Raw genomic sequence first — 19,433 nt, 5'->3', positions numbered from 1 at the left:
CGCCCATCCTGTCCTACGAAAGCCTTTCGCTGCAGCAAGGTGCTGGCTGGCTGTTCAGCGATATCGATGTCTTTATCGGCCCGCGCGACCGGCTGGCGCTGATCGGGCGCAATGGGGCGGGCAAGACGACGTTGATGAAGCTCGTCGCCGGCATAATCGAACCCGACAAAGGCAAGCGGACAGTAGTTCCGGGCACCAATATCGTCATGCTCGAACAGGATCCCGATTTTGCGCCGTTCGACCGGCTGATAGACTATTGCCTGTCCGGCGAACGGGCTCCACCCGAGCATGAAATCCGCAGCATCGCCGATCAGCTGGGCATTGATCTGGACCGCGAGGCCAAGACCGCGAGCGGTGGCGAACGGCGCCGCGCCGCGATCTGCCGTGCGCTGGCGAGCGAGCCGGACCTATTGCTGCTCGATGAGCCGACCAACCATCTTGATCTCGCAGCAATCGAATGGCTCGAAGACTGGCTGACGCGCTATAAGGGCGCCTTCATGGTCATCAGCCATGACCGGACCTTTCTTACCCGCCTAACCCGCCAGACATTCTGGCTCGACCGTGGATCTTTGCGTCGCAACGAAATCGGTTTTGGCGGCTATGAGGCTTGGATGGAGGCGGTTTACGCCGAAGAGGCGCGCTCAGCCGACAGGCTTGACGCCAAGCTGAAGATCGAGGCGCACTGGCTCGAACGCGGCGTCACCGCGCGGCGCAAGCGCAATCAGGGGCGGCTCGCCAAATTGTGGGAAATGCGCGCGCAACGTGCCTCGATGCTCGGCCCGCAAGGCACCGCAAAGCTGGCGGCAGCATCCGACGATTCAAAGACCAAAACCGTAATCGCGGCGGAGGGCGTTTCCAAAAGCTTTGGCGATCGCAAGATTATCCGCGACTTCACGCTGCGTATCCAGCGCGGCGACCGCATTGGCATTGTCGGTGCAAACGGTACCGGCAAGACCACGCTGATCCGCATGCTGACGGGCGAGATGGCGCCCGATGAAGGCAAGATCACGCTGTCCAAGACGCTGACTGGGATCATCATCGACCAGCAGCGCAAATTACTGTCGCCCGAAAAGAAGGTGCGCGACGTGCTCGCCGATGGCAGCGACTGGATCGTCGTGCGCGGGCACAAAAAGCATATTCAGGGCTATTTGAAGGAATTCCTGTTCGACCCCAATCTGGTCGAAGCGCGGATCGGGACGCTGTCGGGCGGCGAAAGATCGCGCCTGTTGCTAGCACGCGAATTTGCGCGAGAAGCGAATCTGCTGGTGCTCGACGAGCCCACCAACGATCTCGATCTTGAAACGCTCGACCTGTTGCAGGAAGTGATCGCTGACTATGAAGGCACCGTGCTGATCGTCAGCCACGATCGTGATTTCCTTGACCGCACGGTCACGCTGACGCTTGGGCTCGATGGTTCGGGCAAAGTCGATATTATCGCAGGCGGTTATGCCGACTGGGAGGCGAAGCGCGACCGGCGCACGCAAAATGCCCCCAAAGTGCAGAAGGCGGTATCTGCACCCGCTGCCCCTCCCCCGCCTAAGGCCGCCAAGTTGTCGTACAAGGACCAGCGCGACTATGACCTGCTGCCGCAGCGGATCAAGGAAATCGATACCGAAGTCGCCACAGCTGAAGCCGAACTGTCCGACGCCAGTCTTTACACCCGCAATCCGAAGCGATTTGCGGAACTGACCGCAGCAATCGACGCATTGCGCGCCGAAAAGGATGCTGCCGAGGAACGCTGGCTGGAAGTGGCCGAGATGGTTGAGGCGCTCGCCTCTTAGTCAACCTGGCAGGCGGTAATAATCGCCCAACCGGTCGAGTGCGATGCGCAGGACCAGCTTGCCTGAACGCAGCGGCCACCCCATCGCCTTTTCTGCTACCGGCACGCCTTCGCCCGCGCAGATCACCCGCCATGCAATGTCGCTCAGATCGCGCCCCAAAGCCCCTAAAGCGCCGTCGAAACGCTGCTTGGAGTGCAATGTGCGTTCGGTTGGTGTGAAAGCAGATGGTGCACCGCGCTTACCACGCGACACGGGTGATGAGTCCCAGACCATTGTCGTGCGCGGTCCGAGATTGGCACTTTCATAATCGCCGCGCAGTTTCTCCCCCGCCAGCAATTGGCGGTCGGACAGGTGGCCATGTGCATGGAGCCAGGACAGCGGAGATTCGGACAGGTTTAACGTCACCGTCCGTCTTGGTTTCCTACTGGACGCATCTTCCACCGGATCGGGAAGCGCTCGTTCGACCAGCATACGCGGATCACGATAGATAGCGGGCTCACTGGCGGTTGCACGGCGCGACATAGGGGTTCCTTCGAATCGTTGAAAAGCCCTCTTGCCATTTGGAGAATTATGTAGGACAGTGAAAACCTATTTGGTTATTGAAAGCTGTTTTTATGCTGCATCGTATCCGCGAAGTCCGCCGCGCCAAGGGATATACCCTGTTGGATGTCGCCGAACGCTGCGATCCACCGACCACGGCACAGACCATCGGGCGTCTCGAAACCGGAACGCGCACCTTGTCGCTCGACTGGCTCAACCGCATTGCAGGCGCCTTGGGCGTTGATGCCAGCGAATTGGTGCAGCTTCCCGATCAAAAGGAGCTGCCCGTCGCTGCGCATCTGGGTATCGATGGTGTGCATGCGCCGACCAAAGCCGACACGATGGTTGCGCCACGCCTAATGGGCGAAATGGTAGGACTGCGGGTTATGGACAGCATCGGCGATTATCGCCGTGGCGACGAAATCTGGTGCGAACAAATCCCGCCCGAACGCTTTGCAGAGGCGCTCAATTGCGATGTGTTGGTTCCCCGCCCTGCTGGCCGCTTCCTGTTTGGCAGGCTGCTTGGGCGCGAAGATGGCAAGCTACATCTGCTCCCCCTCGCTGCCGGTGCCCGCCAACAGGTGGTCGCCGACCCGGCATGGCTTGCCCGCGCCGTGAAGCTGGTGCGTTCGCTATGAATTCACACTTTCATATGTTCGTCACCCCCGCGAAGGCGGGGATCCAACTCCTTCAGTTTAAATTTGAGCCACAGGAGTTGGATTCCCGCCTTCGCGGGAATGACGAGGGTTTGGGCAGTTAGGCGTGAGAGTACTTTCGCTCTCCACCCTATACCCCAGCACTGCAGCCCCCAATTTCGGGCGCTTCGTCGAACTGTCGCTCGACGCCGCAGACGTCACTGGAGAGGTAGGAATCGTCCGCATCAGCCCCAACGGACTGCCCCCCTGGCCGCTCTCCAAGCTACTCTCCGCCTATCGCGAGCGATCTAGATTGCCGCACGAAGACATATGGAATGGAAAGGTGGTGTTGCGCCCCCATTTCAGCCTTTTTCCCGGAATGACTCCGGCCCGCAACGCCGCCGCGATCGCAAAGGCCGTGCTGCCCCTCGCCTGTCGCCTGCATGCGCAGCATCCGTTTGATGTGATCGATGCCCAATTCTTCTGGCCCGATGGTCCGGCCGCGATGCGGGTCGCCGAAGCACTGAACCTTCCCTTTTCAATCAAAGCACGCGGCGCAGATATCCATTATTGGTCGACGGTTTCAGGATGCCGCGAACAGATTATTGAAGCCGCGCAAAAAGCCAGCGGATTGTTGGCGGTGTCTGAAGCCATCAAAGCAGATATCGCTATGCTAGGCATCGACGCAAACAAGATCCGGGTCCATCGCACCGGCATCGACCGCGCGCTATTCGACGTTCCAACCGAGCCGCACAATATGCTGCGTGAGCGGTTGCAAGTTCCGATCTATGAGGCGCTGCTGGTGAGTGTTGGCGCGCTCATTCCACGCAAAGGTCAGGCCTTTACAATCGAAGCGATGGTGAAACTGCCTGACGCACGGCTTGTTCTCATCGGTGAAGGCGACGACCGGGAGATGCTGGAGAAAATGGCGCATACACTGGGTGTTACCGACCGCGTCCATTTCCTCGGATCTCTGCCACATCAGGGGATCGCCCATTACCTGCAGGCCGCCGATGTCGCGGTGCTACCATCGTCCAGCGAAGGGCTTGCCAATGCGTGGATAGAGGCGCTGGCCTGTGGAACACCCTTGGTCATCACCGACACAGGCGGAGCCCGCGAAGTGCTGCATTCAGATACGGCAGGCAGAATCGTCGAACGCAATGCCGAAGCGATTGCCGCGGCAGTGCATGAATTGCTCAGTGCACCGCCCCTCCGCGAAGCGGTAGCTGCTACGGTTGCCGATTATAGCTGGGAATCGAATGGCGCCGCGCTGGTTGCGCATTGGCGCCATCTAAAGGGCAGAAAAGCTTAGACTTTGCCTTCGTTCAGCCGCTCGACCTTGCTGTCAGCAATCTTTTCAGACGGCACAAAGCTGTCCGAACTGACCCCGAACCAGATAAGGAACGGCGCCGACTGATAGATTGACGAGTAAGAGCCAACGAAAATGCCGAAGGCCATAGCGACGCTGAAGCCGAAAATAACGTCGGGCCCGAACAGCACCAGCACCACCAAAGGTGTCAGGATCGTCAAGCTGGTCATTACCGTGCGCGACAGTGTTTCGTTGACCGAAAGGTCAAGCAATGCAGGCATATCCATCTTGCGATATTTCATCAGATTTTCGCGAATACGGTCGTAAATCACGATCGTGTCGTTGAGCGAGTAACCGATGATCGTCAGCAGGGCGGCGATGGTATTGAGGTCAAACTCCATCTGCGTCAGCGCAAAGAGCCCGAAAGTCAGCGTGATATCGTGCACCAGCGCCCAGATCGCACCCATGCCAAACTGCCATTCAAAGCGGAACCAGACATACATGGCGACACCAAGCGCCGCGGCAATCAGCGCGAACAGGCCCTTGTCGAACAATTCACTCGAAACCTTGCCGGACACCGAGTCGACCCCGTCTATGCGGACTTTCGGATGGTCTTCCTTCACCTTGACGATGATTTTTTCCGCCATCTCATTGGCGAGTTCGGGTTTCTTGTCCGCGCCATCGGGCAGCTTCATGCGGATCGATACCTGATTTTCCGCGCCAAAGCGCTGGATGGTCGGATCGCCATAGCCCAACTCGCCAATGCTCTCGCGCAGCGCTTCAATCGGTGCAGTCTGTTCGCTGACGAAAGTGGTGCGGATCATCTGGCCACCGATAAAATCGACGCCGAAATTCAGGCCGCGCGTTGCCACCAAGGCGATCGAGGCGATCATCAACAGGATCGAAATTCCGAAGGCGATATTCCGCCATTTCAGGAAACCGATATTGGTATCGTCGGGAACGAGCTTCAGAAGTTTCATGGACCGAACCCTTGCCTTAAATATTCATATCTTGCGGACGATTGCGCTTCACCCAGCCTGCAACCCACATGCGGGTCAGCGTAACGGCTGTGAAAACCGAGGTGACGATGCCGATCATCAAAACGACGGCAAAGCCACGGATCGGCCCCGAGCCAAAGATGAAGAGAAGCACCGCCGCAATGACGTTGGTGATATTCGCGTCAAAAATCGCACGGCTGGCTTCTTTATAGCCATTTTCCAGCGCCTGGATAACGCGCCTTCCCTTGCGCCGTTCTTCGCGGATACGCTCGTTGATCAAAACGTTGGCGTCAACCGCTGCACCGATGGTGAGCACGAAACCTGCAATACCCGGAAGCGTGAGCGTTGCATTGAACATCGACATCACCGCGAGGATCATCGCGACGTTTATGACAAGGGCGTAGCTGGCGTAGATACCGAAACGGCCATAGGTCAGGATCATCCAGAGGAGGACGCCTGCGGTACCAATCAGCGCAGCAAGGATGCCGCTCTTGATCGAGTCAGCCCCAAGATCCGGCCCGACCGAACGTTCTTCGACGACCTTCAGGTCAACCGGAAGCGCACCCGAATTGAGTGCAATCGCTAACTGGTTGGCGCTTTCAACCGTGAAGCTGCCCGAAATCTGCGAGGAACCACCGAGGATCGGTTCGTTGATCCGCGGCGCGGAAATTACCTGTCCGTCCAATATGATGGCGAAAAGCTTGCCGGTATTCTGTTGCGTCATGCGCGCAAAACGTTGGCCGCCTTCACCGTCAAACTGGATATTGACGACGGGCTGGTTGTCCTGCGGATCAAAGCTCTGTTGCGCACCCGTAAGCCGGTCACCGGTAATGCCCCCGAGACGACGCACGGCGATATTGGGCATGCCGGTCGGATTGTTCGGGTAAGGCAGAACCTGGCTGCCCACACGCGCCTTGCCCTGCGCGGTCTGTTCGGGATCGGCACCTTCGTCGACCAGCTTGAACTCCAGCTTCGCCGTCTTGCCGATAAGTTCTTTCAGGGCTTGCGGATCCTGAAGGCCTGGCACCTGCACGACAATGCGGTCGGCGCCTTGGCGGATGATCGTCGGTTCCAGCGTGCCGAGTGCGTTGATGCGGCGATCAATCACGTCTTTGGCCGAATTCATTGCCTGATCGAGAATAGTCGTATTGCCGGTGCCCGAAGGCGAGAGCGTGATGCGATTGCCATCGGTCACGTCGATCGACCAGTCACGCCCGCCGGTGGTGTTGGCGACGATCGGCAACAGGGCTTCACGCGCGGCGTCGATCTGGGCGCTGTCAGGCACGACAAAGCTCAGCTTGCCACCTGTCCGGGTGACGCTGTCGATTGAAATGCGCGGTTCTGCGCGGCGCATTGCGGTGCGAACGCTGTCTTCCAGCGACTCCAACCGGTCACGCTCCAACTGCGCTACATCGGCTTCAAGCAATATATGGCTGCCGCCTGCAAGGTCGAGACCGAGGCTGATCGTTTCCTTGGGCACGCCATCGGGTATGCGATCAAGCCAAGTCTTCGGCAGGAAACTCGGAAGTGCGAGGAGAAGGCTCAGCACAATAAGCGCACTGAGCATCGTGACCCGCCACCGTGGAAAATCTAACATCAATTACCCCTATGGGATTGCACCGGGCCGCAAAGGCTCAGTCGTTGGCCGGTTTGGTAGCGCGGCTTTTCACGTCCGCGAGGGTCGATTTCAGCGCCTTCACGCGCACATTCGGGGCCAGTTCGACCTCGACATGGTCGTCGGCAACCTTGGTCACCTTGCCGATCAGGCCGCCACCGGTGACGACTTCGTCATTTTTCACAACCGCTTCGATCTTCGCTGCATGTTCCTTCGCGCGCTTTTGTTGCGGGCGAATAAGCAGAAAGTAGAACACAACGAAAATCAGCAGCAGCGGCAGAACCTGCACAAAAAAGGCCGCGCCGGTTGCACCACCGGCTGCGGCTGCGAATATCATGGACGATGTCATTATGGCGTTCCCCGATTAATCTTGTTGGAAGGGCAGATAGGAAGCCCTGCCGAAAATCCAAGGCGCGCGGTTACCATTAAGGATATGGACGCGCAACGGGAAAGCGTCTGACGCTAAGGCGACAAGGCCCCTTGCTTTTGGCAAACCGCCGCCATATAGGCGCGCTTCCATTGCTTGCAGCGCAGGCTTTGGCGGTCGGGACGTAGCGCAGCCTGGTAGCGCATCACACTGGGGGTGTGGGGGTCGGAGGTTCGAATCCTCTCGTCCCGACCAATTTTTCATAAAATGCTAGCTGCTTGGGCCGATTCACTTGCCGCGATTTTATGGCCAACGCTGCGCTATCCAATGTATTCCTAGCGCGTCGGCAGAGGACCACGCCCCGCAAGATATTTATCAGGCCATGTTTGACACCATTCGTAGAAAGGGTTTGCATCGCCAGCCATGACCTTGTTCCACATGACAGAGTAAGCCAATGCTTCAATCATGTCTTTGGTCAGAAGCGGTAGCGCGAGCTTGTCGCGGATAGTATTTTCTTCATAGACAAGCTGGGCCTCAACGAGTGGACGAAACCAATCGGGATCCGTCTGATCGCCAAGCTCCATGCGCGCCAAATTGAACGCATTCATGAAGTACAAATGGAGCGCACATCTTGTGTTGCAGAAATCCATCAGATCTTGTGAGTTAGCTTCTGACTCCCACTTGAATCGGGCCACCTCGTCAACATGCTCCGCTGCAAGTTCGATTTGATGGCATAGTTGCCCGGAAATGTATGGGTTAGATGAGTAGAAGGTTTGGGCTTTTTCTTCCTCAGTCATACAAAGGACCTGCAATTGAGCATAGCCCAGCACATGTTCGACAATGGCTTCTCGCACTGCCATAGCTGGATTCTCTGCTTGGAAACAATTTGCAATTCTCTGCATCAGCTCTTGAACAAACCGTTCCTTTGTCTCCTGCGATACGCTGCTTAAGACTGTTCCGCCATGGAGGTATTCTTGCGTGTGCAATTTTAGAGCTTGGGCGAAGACCGTGCGTTGGAACTTTCGTCTTTCAAAGTATTCGCGAATGCTTCCTAGCAGTCCCATGATTTTACTCCCACTTTGACGCGATCATCTTAACACCGACTATTCAAATCGCACAGTATCAAAGCAACGCCCCGCACACGGGTGCGAGGCGGAGGTATTTCGTAATTGCGAGACTGCAAACGAGCGTGAAAGCTATGCAGCAACCCGTTTCCGCACTGCCTCAGCCTGCGCCATGATGTTCTTGACCAGATCGGCACATGTCGGGATGTCGTGGATCAGCGCCTGGCTTTGGCCGCTGGTCCAGATGCCGCCGTCAGTGTCGCCATCGCGCAGCACATTTTCACGGCCGCGGACGCCCGCCATCAATTCTTTCACATCGGCAAAGGTCTTGGTCGGGTCTTTCTGGATTTCGGCAACTTGTTCGGACACCGCATTGCGGGCGACGCGCGCGGTGTTGCGCAGCGTACGGCCAACCAGCACGGTTCCGAGTTCGTCCATATCGACAATTGCCTGCTTCACATTGTCGTGAATCTTGGCTTCAACAGTTGCGCAGAAACGGGTCCCCATGTTGACGCCGTCCGCACCGAGCGCGAGAGCGGCAACAAGGCTGCGACCATCGGCCATGCCTCCCGAGGCAATGATCGGGGTGTCGGGAAGCGCATCTACGCACGCAGGAAGCAGCACAATCAGACCAACATCGTCTTCACCGGGGTGACCGGCACATTCGAAGCCGTCTATCGAGATCACGTCCACACCCTTTTTCACCGCCGACACCGAGTGGCGGACGCTGGTGCATTTGTGGATCACCTTGACGCCATTTTCCTTGAAACGCGGCAGATGGTCGGTCGGCGCGCGACCAGCGGTTTCGACGATCTTCAGGCCCGATGCGATGATCGCTTCGCGATAATCATCATAGGGAATCGGGTTGATCGACGGCAGCAGGGTGAGGTTCACACCAAAGGGCTTATCGGTCAGCTTGCGGGTCTTTTCGATCTCGTCAAACAGCGCCTGCCCGCTTTCAAACATATGCGCGGTGATGAAGCCGAGCGCACCTGCATTGGCGACAGCCGCCACCAGTTCGCCATAGCCCACGCCGGTCATGCCGCCCATCACGATAGGGGTTTCCACGCCGAACATTTCGGTGATGCGGGTCTTGATTGCCATTTGTCCTTCTCCTGATCCTGTTATTTCTGAATTAGTTACGCGCGCTCTGCCCATCGTCGACGCGGATCACCGCACCGGTGACGCATTCGGAGGCAGGCGAGACGAGATAGAGCAAAGTGCTGTCCATCTGTGCCGGGTCGCAGATACGTTTGCGCACCACATGCTGGCTGAGATCGCCCACGCGTTCGAGCATGCCATCGAGCATTTCCGTCTTGAACATGCCCGGGCAGATAGCGTTGACGTTGATGCCATATTTCGCCCATTCGAGCGACAAGGCCTCGGTCATCCGCGCGACCGCGGTCTTGGTGATGGCATAGAGTGCCGCGCCATTGCCCGAATAGCTATAATGCGCGACCGAGCTGATATTGACGATCCGCCCGGGCTTCTTCGCCGCCATCAGCCGACGGGCAACCTCGCATGAGAGGATATAGGGGGCGCGCAGGTTTACACCGAGCACCCGGTCGATCAGTTCGACCTCCATCTTGTGCGCGCGCTGCGCATCGGGAATGCCGGCATTGTTGATGAGGATATCGACTGTGCCATACGCCTTTTCCAGCGTATCGACCGCCGCGAACAACTGGTCCGCATCGGTCGCGTCCATCGAAATGCAGATCGCCTCACCGCCAGCGGCGCGGATTTCTTCCGCGACCGCTTCCAGCCGGTCGGTGCGGCGCGCCGCTAACCCGATCTTGGCCCCACAGGCAGCCAGCGTCTTCGCAAAGCGCACGCCAAGACCCGACGAGGCACCGGTGACGAGCGCTACCCGCCCGCTCAAGTCATTTGACATATTGGGTAACGGAAAGCTCATCACCTGTACTCCTTAGCGTCCGGTGGGCAGGTCTTTGAACGGCATGCTCTTGTCGACGCGGATTTCACCTGGCAGTCCCAGCACGCGTTCGGCGATGATGTTGCGCAGGATTTCGTCGGTACCGCCCGCGATACGCCCACCGGGCGAACCGAGGAACATTTCCTGGAAATCGGCATTTTCGACTGCGAGTGACGGATCGCGGATAATCCCCGCCTGATCTTGCAGATCAACCATGAAGTCGGCCAGATCCTGCATCGCGGCGGCCTGTACCAGCTTTGAAACCGACTGCTCCGGACCCGGCGTCTTGCCCTGTGACAATGCGGTCAGCGAACGCATTCCGGTGAAGCGAAGCCCTTCGGCGCGAACATAATGTTCGGCAATCTTTTCGCGAACGGTGCTGTTATTCGACAGCGGTTCGCCATTTTCGTCGCGGATTTTCTGCGCGACTTGCAAAGCCTTGATCGCTCCGCCGCCACGGGCACCGCCGCCACCGCCGACCGACGCGCGCTCGTTCATCAGGGTGATGATCGAGACGTTCCAGCCGTCATGCAGCGCGCCGAGGCGTTGGCTGTCTTTGATGCGGACATCGGTGAAGAACACCTCGTTGAAACCGCGTGCGCCCGACATCTGGTGGATCGTCTTGCACTCGACTCCCTGCGACTTCATGTCGATCCAGAACATGGTGAGGCCCTTATGCTTCACCGCATCAGGATCGGTGCGGACGAGGACGATGCCATAATCGGCATAATGCGCACCCGACGTCCAGATTTTCTGGCCGTTGATGACCCAATCGAAATCGCCATTGGCATCAACCGAGCTTTCATCCTTGATCGCGCGTGTGCGGATCGCGGCCACGTCGGAGCCACCAGCGGGTTCGGAAAAGAGCTGGCACCAGATCGTCTCGCCACGCACGGCGGGGCCGACAAAACGCTTTTTGGTTTCATCATCGGCGGTTGCCATCACCGTCGGGATGCACATGCCAAGGCCGATCGCGAATGGGCCGCCAAGCTGCACGCCCATCCGCGATTCTTCCTGCGCGAAGATCACGCTCTGGATCGTGGTGCCACCACCACCGCCCCATTCCTTGGGCCAGCGGATTTGCGCATAACCGGCAGCAGCCTTTTTCGCCTGCCATGCCTTGCAGGCATCCATCTGGCTTTCATCCTCGTCGCCGAGCGATGCGCCCTTGACGCCGCGCGGGGCATTTTCTTCGAGCCAGGCGCGCACCTTGGCGCGATATTCGGCTTCTTCGGGAGTGTCGTTGAAATCCATTTTTCTGTCCTTCCCTAAAATCCTCAAGCCGCGTTGCGGCGTTCCAACATGCTAACGAGCCGATGTTTCCAGCTGCGCGCCGATCCGGCGACCAGACCCAACTGGCGACTGCGGCGGTAATGAAGGTGGGCGTCCACCTCCCACGTAAAGCCCATGCCGCCATGCACTTGCACATTTTCACGGGCCGCGAACCAATAGGCGTCCGATGCCGAGATACGGGCACCCGCAGCCGCGATCGGCAGTTCGGGGGCATCGCTGTTAAGTGCCCATGCGCCATAATAGGCGTTGCCGCGCGCAAGCACATTTTTGGCATACATATCGGCCAGACGGTGCTTGATCGCCTGATAACCGCCAATTGCTCGACCAAAGGCAAAGCGTTCGAGTGCGTAATTCTTCGCCATTTCGAGGCACATGTCAGAACCGCCGACCTGCTCGAAGGCTATCAGAACCGCCGCACGGTCGTTGATGGCTTCAAACAAAGCAAGACCATCGCCGACTTCGCCAAGCCGCTCTACCGGCGCATCCTTGAATTCGACGCGGGCCGCTTCGCGCGAACGGTCGATCGTGATCACAGCCTCGCGGGTGACGCCGGGACCATTGAGATCGACGAGATACAGCGTCGGCTTTCCGCCTTCCTTGGCGAGCACCACGGCATGATGCGCAACTACGCCATCGGTGACGGGCATTTTGACGCCGGTCAGCTTACCTCCAGAAACCTCGGCGCTGATATTGGCGACCGAAACCGCGCCCGCCTGCTCGGCGCTGGCGATCGTGCCGATCAGTTCGCCAGTGACGACCCGCGGCAGATATTTGGCCTTCTGCTCAGGCGTACCTGCGCGCAATAGCGCTTCCGCAAAGAAATAGACGGTTGAGGCGAAGGGAACCGGCGCGACTGCGCGGCCCAGTTCCTCTGATATGCAGCAGAGCTCAAGATAGCCAAGGCCCAGCCCGCCATGCTCTTCGGGGATCGCGGCGCCCAGCCAGCCCTGTTCGGCGACCTGTGCCCAAAGTTCCGGATCAAAGCCCGGGCTGTCTTCGTCCATCAATTTGCGGACGCGATCGGGCGGGCATTTCGCAGCGAGGAACTTCCGCGCCTCTTCCTTCAATGCCAACTGCTCTTCGGAAAAATCGAAATTCATCTGCGCGCCCCTCCTAACTTGCTTGCTGCTTCGTCTGATTCTTCAATACGCCATTCAGACCGTCGGGCAACAAGATTTAATCGCGCGATTAAAAATTTATACCCCCTGTCATCCGTCTCCCCCGCGTAGGCGGGGGTCCATCACCGGTTTTGTACATTTGAACGGCAGGTGATGGATTCCCGCCTACGCGGGAATGACGAGATCCCTAAAAATCTTGTTATTGGAAATATCTCTGTCCTACATATATCCTATTTGGTTATTTCGATTCGTTCTACGAAAGGACGAACCGGAACTATGGCCAATATCGATGAACTGATTGACGACGTTATCGAACGCGAGGGCGGATATGTGAACCATCCCGCTGATCGTGGCGGCCCCACCAACTGGGGTATCACCGAAGCAGTCGCGCGGCGACAGGGCTATGTCGGCGATATGCGCGCTTTGCCGCGCAGCGACGCGGCAGCCATCTACAAAAGGCTTTACTGGTTTAAGCCGCGCTTTGACGAGGTTGCGGCACATGCCCCTGCCCTTGCCGCCGAACTGTTCGATACCGGGATCAACATGGGCACAGGAACGGCAACCGCCTTCCTGCAACGCGCGCTCAATGCCCTGAACCGTGAAGGCCGCGACTTTGCCGATCTCGCTATCGACCGCCAGATTGGCACCGCGACCATCAGCGCGCTGCAGGCATTCCTGCGCAAACGTGGCGAAGGCGGTGAAGCTGTGCTGCTCAAGGCAGTCGAGGCGCTGCAGGGCGCGCATTACATAAACATCGCCGAAGCCCGCCCTAGCCAAGAGGCCTTTGTCTATGGCTGGCTCGCCAACCGGATCGGATAATTTTGTTGCGCGACATGGCGTCAACTTTGTCAACTTCGAAAGGAACCAAAATGCCCATCATCGAAACCCTGATCGGTCCCATCGCCGCGTTGATCGACAAGCTGATCCCCGATCCCAAGGCGCGCGACGCGGCGAAGATTGAATTGATCAAGCTGCAGGGAAGTCAGGAACTGGAAACGCTCCGCACCCAGTTGTCGGCTATACTGGCGGAGGCGCAATCGCCCGACCCATGGACCAGCCGTGCGCGGCCCAGCTTTCTCTATGTGATGTACATCATCATCCTCTGGTCGCTTCCCATGGGCCTTATCGCCGCCTTCCGCCCGCAAGCCGCACTAGACATTGCAGCAGGTATGAACGCCTATCTTTCGGGGTTGCCGGAGCCGCTCTACGCGCTCTTCGGCACGGGCTATCTCGGCTATACCGCTGCGCGCCAGTGGGGGAAAGTGAAGGGGGTGGAGAAATAGGCGCTATTGACGGGCCGATATCTCCGCCCTATCCACCCTCCGCGTAACAGGTGCCCCGGGAAACCGGGGTGAAAAGGGAAGCCGGTGTCAATCCGGTGCTGTACCCGCAACTGTGACCGGCGAGCGAAGCCCAATGTGACCACTGTGCTCTTTTTGTTATTGGCATGGGAAGGTCGGGAGGAGCAAAGACCCGGGAGCCAGGAGACCTGCCTGTTGCAGCCAGTCCTTCGCCCGTGCGGGAAAACGCGGACGTTCGAATGAAGTTCTTCGGAGCTTTCCTTCGCGTGACGGCATTTGAATGCAACGTCACAGGAAGGACATTAATGTGAAAATATTGAAACTGACTGCAGCCGCACTGGCGACACTGCCGTTTAGCGCACAAGCCCAAAGCACAGCCGAGACCGAAGATGCGATCGAGGACGATGGCGGGTGCTGCAGCTTTTACTCCGAAAGATTGCCATCTCGCGACATGATTGTCGTCACAGCCACCGGCTCAGATTTGCTGTCCAGGAAAAGCGGTTATTCGGTTTCCAATATCGGCATAGACGAGATCGAACTGCGTCAGCCTTCCACCTTGTCGGACCTGCTGGCCACCCTTCCCGGCGTGACTGTATCCAACACCGGCCCGATTGGCGGCTTTTCTGCGGTGCGTATCCGCGGCGCCGAAGGGGAGCAGACACTGACTTTGATCGACGGGGTTCGCGTGAACGATCCCTCATCCCCCGGTGGCGGTTTCGATTTCGGCAACTTGCTGATCGGCAATGTCGACAGGGTTGAAGTGCTGCGCGGGCCAAATTCGGTGCCGTGGGGCAGCCAGGCGATTGGCGGTGTGGTGAATATCATCACAGCGCGCCCCGGATCGACCAATAACCGAGCGCTGCGCGCCGAATATGGCAGCAACAGCCGCACCAATCTGGTTGGCCAATATGGGATATCTGGAGACCAAATTTCAGCCAGCCTTGGCGGTGGTTATTTCCGCGACGATGGGATTTCCGCCGCGGCTAATGGCAGTGAGGCCGATGGCTATAGGCAATATGCCGCCAATGGAGCTCTTGAGGTCAAACTCAGCGACGCGGTGAGCATCGATCTGCGGGGCTATTATGCGCACAGCCGCGCGGAGCTGGATGGTTTTCTCCCTCCCCTCTACAGCCTTTCAGACACGCCCGAATATTCGACCGGACAGCAAGTAATCGGCTATGCCGGCATCAATGCCAGCTTTGGCGATTTGCAGAACCGGATCGCCCTCACTTTCAACGACATCAACCGCGACAATTTTGCCGCACCGGGAGCAGCAGCACCTGACTTTCTATCGCGCGGACGGACGGAGCGGGTCGAATATCAAGGCGATTGGCAACTCGCCCAGCCATTGCGCGCCGTGTTTGGTATCGAACATGAGCGGTCGCGATTTACAGACGGATTTGCACCTGCAGAAACCCAGTATTCAGGTGCATATGCACAAGCGATCATCGATCCTACCGACAAGCTGACCATCACGTTGGGGGCGCGCGTCGACGACCATAAAAGCTTTGGCACCAAGGCGACATTCAGCGCCAACGCCGCGTGGCGACCGTCAGCCCAAACGGTTATCCGCGCGGCCTATGGCGAGGGTTTCAAGGCACCGACCCTATATCAGCTCTTCAGCTTTTACGGGGACCCCGGGCTGAAGCCAGAAGTCGCCAAAAGCTATGAACTAGGCTTTGAGCAAGGATTGCTCGATAGCCAATTGCGCTTTGGTGCGACGGCGTTCCAGCGCCGCGCGCAAAACATGATCGACTTCGATTTGCTTATCTACCGTTACAACAATATCATTCGGTCACGCGCCAAGGGGATCGAAACCTTTGTCGAATTGCGCCCCAGCGACCACCTCAGCGTTCGTGCGAACTACAGCTATATTGATTCCGAAAAGCGCGAAGATGGTGCCGTGAACTTCGTCCGCCATCTGCGCCGTCCGGTGCACAGCCTGAATGCCAGCATCGATTGGCAAGCATCTGGTAAGTTGAAATTGGGCGCAGATCTGCGCCTCGCCAGCTACAGCCTCGATGGCTTTGGCGGTTCGGTGCGAATGGATGGTTATGTCTTGGCGGGCATTCGCGCCGCGTACGATATTAGCGACGCGCTCGAACTTTACGGTCGCGTCGAAAATGCAGGTGATACCGATTACCAGACCGTCGCTGGCTATAAAGCTTACGGCCGCAACGCCCATATCGGGCTGCGCGCGAAATTTTAGGGAATTGACGGAAGGGTAAAGCCCGCTACCGTCGGAAACAATTGGAAGGGAATATGAATATGGCAAACACTTTGCTGAACCCGAAAACCGCAGCATGGCCCGCCACCTTGGCAGGTGCAACCGTCCTCGGCAGCCTTGCGCTCGCCTGTATATTTCCTTTCGCGGCAATTGCAGCGCTGGCCGCGCTGACGCTTGACCGCCGCAGCGGCATCGCGCTGGTTGGCGCGGTGTGGGCAGCCAATCAAGCCGTAGGTTTCCTGCTGATGAACTTCCCCTGGGATGCACAGGCCGTCGGTCATGGTGTAGCGATCCTCGCTGCAACCTTGGCTGGATATGGTGTTGCTCGCCTTGCGGTCGCCAAAGTGGAGGGCAGCGTATTTCGCAGTATCGCCGCGCTCGTCTCGGCCTTTGTGGTCTATGAGGTGCTGCTGCGCGCTTATGCCCAGTTCGGCGGTGGTGCAGAGAATTTCTCCGCAGAGATCGTTTCCGGCGTCGCTATTAACGACGCCATGTGGTTCGCAGGCCTGCTCGCACTGCGCTGGATCATTGGCCAAGTGACTGGCGACAAAGCAGTCCTCAGCCCCGCCCGCTGAATTTCCAGTTCTGGATTGGTTCCCACGGGCCGCCGCGATAGTAATGCGCGGCGAGCCCTTTGATTTCCATCGACCTCGGCTCAAAACCGGCTGACAATTCAGCGAATAGCGCCTTTGCAATTGCTGGCTCGACCTTGTTCTGCACGGTAATGTGGAGGCGGGGTTTCGCCTGATCCTGCGGAGTCAGCAACCCCTGCAAGTCCGTCGCAAGTTCCTCCCGCATTGCCAGCAAATCGGGGCATTCAACCCGATAGGCCACACCGCGTCCGAGAAACATCACTTCACGCAACCAAGCATCGGGTGTCGCAAATTCATGTGCTAGACTTGCCAGTCGCGTCTTGACCTCCGGCCAATGCCCCGGCGGCAGATGGTGGAACAGTGTGATATGCGCTTGCAAATAGCTGCGCTCCGGCGGGAAATGCTTCGCCCGCAGAGCGTTTGCCCAGGCCTGGTCAGCCTTGCCCATAGTTGCGGTGACGATGATCGGCGCGGTTTCTGGCATATCGCCGGACTATGCGCTGTAGCGCCGGACTACAAGATAGGGAGATTGCCGGAACCGGGCGAGGGCTTGGGGGGGGTCTCGACACCGGCCCCGGCGGAGCGTGATATCTAGCAGGACACGCCTTCGCGGTAAAACCGACTGTCTCGCATTCACTAATCGACTTCGGCGATATCAATGAGGGTTGCAGTGCCGCGCTTTACTGACTTAGGTGTCAGTCGAGGGAGAGAATATATGCGCCTGATTCCGCTTTTGCTGCTGGGTATTGCGACACCCGCATTCGCCGCTGACCCGGCCCTGGAACCCAAACCCGCGAGCGAGGCCACAATTGCCGCGCAAAAGGTCGAGGCAGCCAGCCTACCGGTTGAAGATGGTCGCGATCTGGAATTTGCGCGGCAAGGCTTTGTCGCCACACGCGCCGACCCGATCATCCGCGCCAAGGATGGCAGGCCCGTCTGGAATCTCGACGCGTATAAATGGATGGAAGGCGATGCCCCTGCCACTGTCAACCCCAGCCTGTGGCGGCATATGACCGTCCTGCGCCATCACGGCCTCTACAAAGTTACCGACAATATCTGGCAGGTGCGGGGCTTCGACGTATCGAACATGACCGTGATCAAGGGGCAAACCGGCTGGATCCTGATCGACCCGCTTACCACGCGCGAGACCGCGGCGGCGGCGCTCGAACTGGTGAACAAGGAACTGGGTGCGCGTCCTGTGACTGGCGTTATCTACAGCCACAGCCATGGCGACCATTTCGGCGGTGCGCGCGGCGTCACCAGCGAGGCAGACATCAAAGCTGGCAAGGTGGCCATCATCGCACCTGCCCATTTCATCGAGGAAACCGCTTCCGAAAATGTGATGGCGGGGGCCGCGATGGGACGTCGCGCCAATTATCAGTTCGGCACCGGCCTGACGCCGGGTGCGCAGGGCCAGATGGGCAGCGGTATCGGTCGCGGCGTTGCGGGCGGGGAGATCACATTGCTCACGCCGACTGACAGTATCCAGAAGACCGGTGACAAGCGCGTTGTCGATGGGATCGAACTCGAATTCCAGATGGTGCCAGAAACCGAAGCGCCGGCGGAAATGAACGTCTATGTTCCCGCCGCCCGCAGTTTCTTGGCCGCTGAAATTGCAACCTGTAGCCTGCACAATGTGCTGACGCCGCGCGGCGCGAAGGTGCGCGATGCGCTCGCCTGGTCACAATATCTGGGCGAAGCGGTCAACCTCTACGCCGAACGCACTGATACGATTATGTCGAGCCATTGCTGGCCGCGTTTTGGGAAGAAAGAAGTCGAGGGCTGGCTGTCCGGGCACCGCGACAATTATCGCTTCCTGCATGATCAGACCGTACGGTTGATGAATCAGGGCTTCACCCAGACCGAAATCGCCGAGCGGCTTAAGGCACCGGCATCTCTTGCCAACCAATGGTTCAACCGCGGCTATTATGGCACCTACAGCCACAATTCGAAGGCCATCTACCAGCGCTATCTGGGCTGGTATGATGCGATCCCCGCCAATTTGAACCCGCACCCTCCCGAGGAGCGCGGCAAGCGTCTGGTGGCTGCAATGGGCGGCTCGAAGAAAGTGGTGGCCGAAGCCAAACGTGCGATGAAGGCAGGCGACTATCGCTGGTCTTCCGACCTGCTGCACCAGCTTGTTTTCGCCGAACCGAAAAATGCGGAAGCGCGCGTCTTGCTGGCCGACAGCTATGAGCAGCAGGGCTATCAGGCGGAATCGGCAATTTGGCGCAACCAGTTCCTTTCCGCCGCGCGCGACCTGAGGCAAGGGCTGACGCCGAGCATCGCCTCGCAAAGCGTCGACATGATTTCGGCGATCGCGACGCCGTTGCTGCTCGATTCCGTATCGACGCGGCTCAATCCAGAGATCATCAAAGACCAGAAATTGAAGATCAACTTTGTGATTTCGGACCGGCAGGAAAAAGCAAAGGTCAGTGTCGGCAATGCTGTGATGATCAGCGAAATGGGCGCTACCCACGATACGCCCGACGCGACCGTAACCGGGCCGCGCCAGCTTTATCTCGCTATGCTGTTCCTCAAAATGCCGCTGACGCAACTTGAAGCGACTGGGTTGAATATTGAGGGCAACAGGGCAGCGGTGGAAGCCCTGCAGGCTGCGCTCGATCCGATGCCAGCGCCTTACAACATTGCCGAGCCGTAA

18 protein-coding genes, 1 tRNA gene and 1 riboswitch are annotated in these 19,433 nt (G+C 58.4%); of the genes, 9 read left to right on the top strand and 10 right to left on the bottom strand.

Annotated elements, in window-relative coordinates; genetic code table 11:
- Window positions 1-1,781, top strand: a 1,781-nt coding sequence (locus tag ABL922_RS08635; RefSeq protein ID WP_349023808.1) for an ABC-F family ATP-binding cassette domain-containing protein, incomplete at its 5' end; no start/stop codon positions are given.
- Here ABL922_RS08635 and ABL922_RS08630 read toward each other — a convergent pair.
- The gene (locus ABL922_RS08630) at window positions 1,782-2,252 is read right to left on the bottom strand and encodes a DUF6456 domain-containing protein (protein WP_349023810.1); all 471 of its coding nucleotides are present in this window, start codon (window positions 2,250-2,252) and stop codon (window positions 1,782-1,784) included. It abuts the gene before it with no gap.
- A gap of 143 nt (window positions 2,253-2,395) precedes the next feature.
- Here ABL922_RS08630 and ABL922_RS08625 point away from each other — a divergent pair, with 143 nt between their 5' ends.
- Entirely contained in the window at window positions 2,396-2,959 is a 564-nt protein-coding gene (locus ABL922_RS08625; protein ID WP_349023807.1) for a helix-turn-helix transcriptional regulator, read from the top strand.
- Between the two features lie 124 nt (window positions 2,960-3,083).
- Window positions 3,084-4,268: a glycosyltransferase gene (locus ABL922_RS08620; RefSeq protein ID WP_349023806.1), complete on the top strand. Its 1,185-nt coding sequence runs from the start codon at window positions 3,084-3,086 to the stop codon at window positions 4,266-4,268.
- Here ABL922_RS08620 and secF read toward each other — a convergent pair.
- The 3 genes from secF to yajC are packed head-to-tail and all read right to left on the bottom strand — an operon-like array spanning window position 4,265 to window position 7,227.
- Window positions 4,265-5,245 (bottom strand): protein translocase subunit SecF, encoded by a 981-nt coding sequence (gene secF, locus ABL922_RS08615; protein WP_349023805.1) that lies wholly within the window; start codon window positions 5,243-5,245, stop codon window positions 4,265-4,267. The genes ABL922_RS08620 and secF overlap by 4 nt on opposite strands.
- A gap of 16 nt (window positions 5,246-5,261) precedes the next feature.
- Entirely contained in the window at window positions 5,262-6,860 is a 1,599-nt protein-coding gene (secD, locus tag ABL922_RS08610) for a protein translocase subunit SecD (protein ID WP_349023804.1), read from the bottom strand.
- 37 nt (window positions 6,861-6,897) lie between these two features.
- On the bottom strand, window positions 6,898-7,227 hold the full coding sequence (yajC, locus tag ABL922_RS08605) for a preprotein translocase subunit YajC (RefSeq protein ID WP_349023803.1): 330 nt from the start codon (window positions 7,225-7,227) through the stop codon (window positions 6,898-6,900).
- Window positions 7,228-7,423: 196 nt separating this feature from the next.
- Between yajC and ABL922_RS08600 the strand changes: the two genes are divergently transcribed.
- Window positions 7,424-7,500, top strand: a tRNA-Pro gene (locus tag ABL922_RS08600).
- 80 nt (window positions 7,501-7,580) lie between these two features.
- Here the strand turns inward: ABL922_RS08600 and ABL922_RS08595 are convergent.
- From ABL922_RS08595 to ABL922_RS08575, 5 genes are all read right to left on the bottom strand, one after another.
- On the bottom strand, window positions 7,581-8,309 hold the full coding sequence (locus ABL922_RS08595; RefSeq protein ID WP_349023802.1) for a hypothetical protein: 729 nt from the start codon (window positions 8,307-8,309) through the stop codon (window positions 7,581-7,583).
- A 132-nt stretch (window positions 8,310-8,441) separates the two neighbouring features.
- Window positions 8,442-9,413, bottom strand: coding sequence for a nitronate monooxygenase family protein (locus tag ABL922_RS08590; protein WP_349023801.1), 972 nt, complete (start codon window positions 9,411-9,413; stop codon window positions 8,442-8,444).
- Between the two features lie 31 nt (window positions 9,414-9,444).
- Complete coding sequence (locus tag ABL922_RS08585) at window positions 9,445-10,221, bottom strand: SDR family NAD(P)-dependent oxidoreductase (RefSeq protein ID WP_349023800.1); 777 nt, start codon at window positions 10,219-10,221, stop codon at window positions 9,445-9,447.
- A 12-nt stretch (window positions 10,222-10,233) separates the two neighbouring features.
- Complete coding sequence (locus tag ABL922_RS08580) at window positions 10,234-11,493, bottom strand: acyl-CoA dehydrogenase family protein (RefSeq protein WP_349023799.1); 1,260 nt, start codon at window positions 11,491-11,493, stop codon at window positions 10,234-10,236.
- Window positions 11,494-11,516: 23 nt separating this feature from the next.
- Complete coding sequence (locus tag ABL922_RS08575) at window positions 11,517-12,632, bottom strand: acyl-CoA dehydrogenase family protein (protein WP_349023798.1); 1,116 nt, start codon at window positions 12,630-12,632, stop codon at window positions 11,517-11,519.
- Between the two features lie 294 nt (window positions 12,633-12,926).
- Between ABL922_RS08575 and ABL922_RS08570 the strand changes: the two genes are divergently transcribed.
- From ABL922_RS08570 to ABL922_RS08555, 4 genes are all read left to right on the top strand, one after another.
- On the top strand, window positions 12,927-13,469 hold the full coding sequence (locus ABL922_RS08570) for a glycosyl hydrolase 108 family protein (protein ID WP_349023797.1): 543 nt from the start codon (window positions 12,927-12,929) through the stop codon (window positions 13,467-13,469).
- 50 nt (window positions 13,470-13,519) lie between these two features.
- Window positions 13,520-13,933 (top strand): holin family protein, encoded by a 414-nt coding sequence (locus ABL922_RS08565; protein ID WP_349023796.1) that lies wholly within the window; start codon window positions 13,520-13,522, stop codon window positions 13,931-13,933.
- A gap of 31 nt (window positions 13,934-13,964) precedes the next feature.
- A riboswitch (cobalamin riboswitch) is annotated at window positions 13,965-14,162 on the top strand.
- Between the two features lie 96 nt (window positions 14,163-14,258).
- The gene (locus ABL922_RS08560) at window positions 14,259-16,160 is read left to right on the top strand and encodes a TonB-dependent receptor (RefSeq protein ID WP_349023795.1); all 1,902 of its coding nucleotides are present in this window, start codon (window positions 14,259-14,261) and stop codon (window positions 16,158-16,160) included.
- Window positions 16,161-16,219: 59 nt separating this feature from the next.
- The gene (locus ABL922_RS08555) at window positions 16,220-16,753 is read left to right on the top strand and encodes a hypothetical protein (protein ID WP_349023794.1); all 534 of its coding nucleotides are present in this window, start codon (window positions 16,220-16,222) and stop codon (window positions 16,751-16,753) included.
- Here ABL922_RS08555 and ABL922_RS08550 read toward each other — a convergent pair.
- Window positions 16,737-17,255, bottom strand: coding sequence for a 2'-5' RNA ligase family protein (locus tag ABL922_RS08550; protein ID WP_349023793.1), 519 nt, complete (start codon window positions 17,253-17,255; stop codon window positions 16,737-16,739). The two genes, ABL922_RS08555 and ABL922_RS08550, sit on opposite strands and share 17 nt — an antisense overlap.
- Window positions 17,256-17,486: 231 nt before the next feature.
- Here ABL922_RS08550 and ABL922_RS08545 point away from each other — a divergent pair, with 231 nt between their 5' ends.
- Window positions 17,487-19,433, top strand: a complete 1,947-nt coding sequence (locus ABL922_RS08545; RefSeq protein ID WP_349023792.1) for an alkyl sulfatase dimerization domain-containing protein — start codon at window positions 17,487-17,489, stop codon at window positions 19,431-19,433.

Source organism: Sphingorhabdus sp. (assembly GCF_040079335.1).
In the GTDB taxonomy this organism is placed as follows: domain Bacteria; phylum Pseudomonadota; class Alphaproteobacteria; order Sphingomonadales; family Sphingomonadaceae; genus Sphingorhabdus_B.
This window is presented reverse-complemented; position numbering and strand designations above follow the sequence as displayed.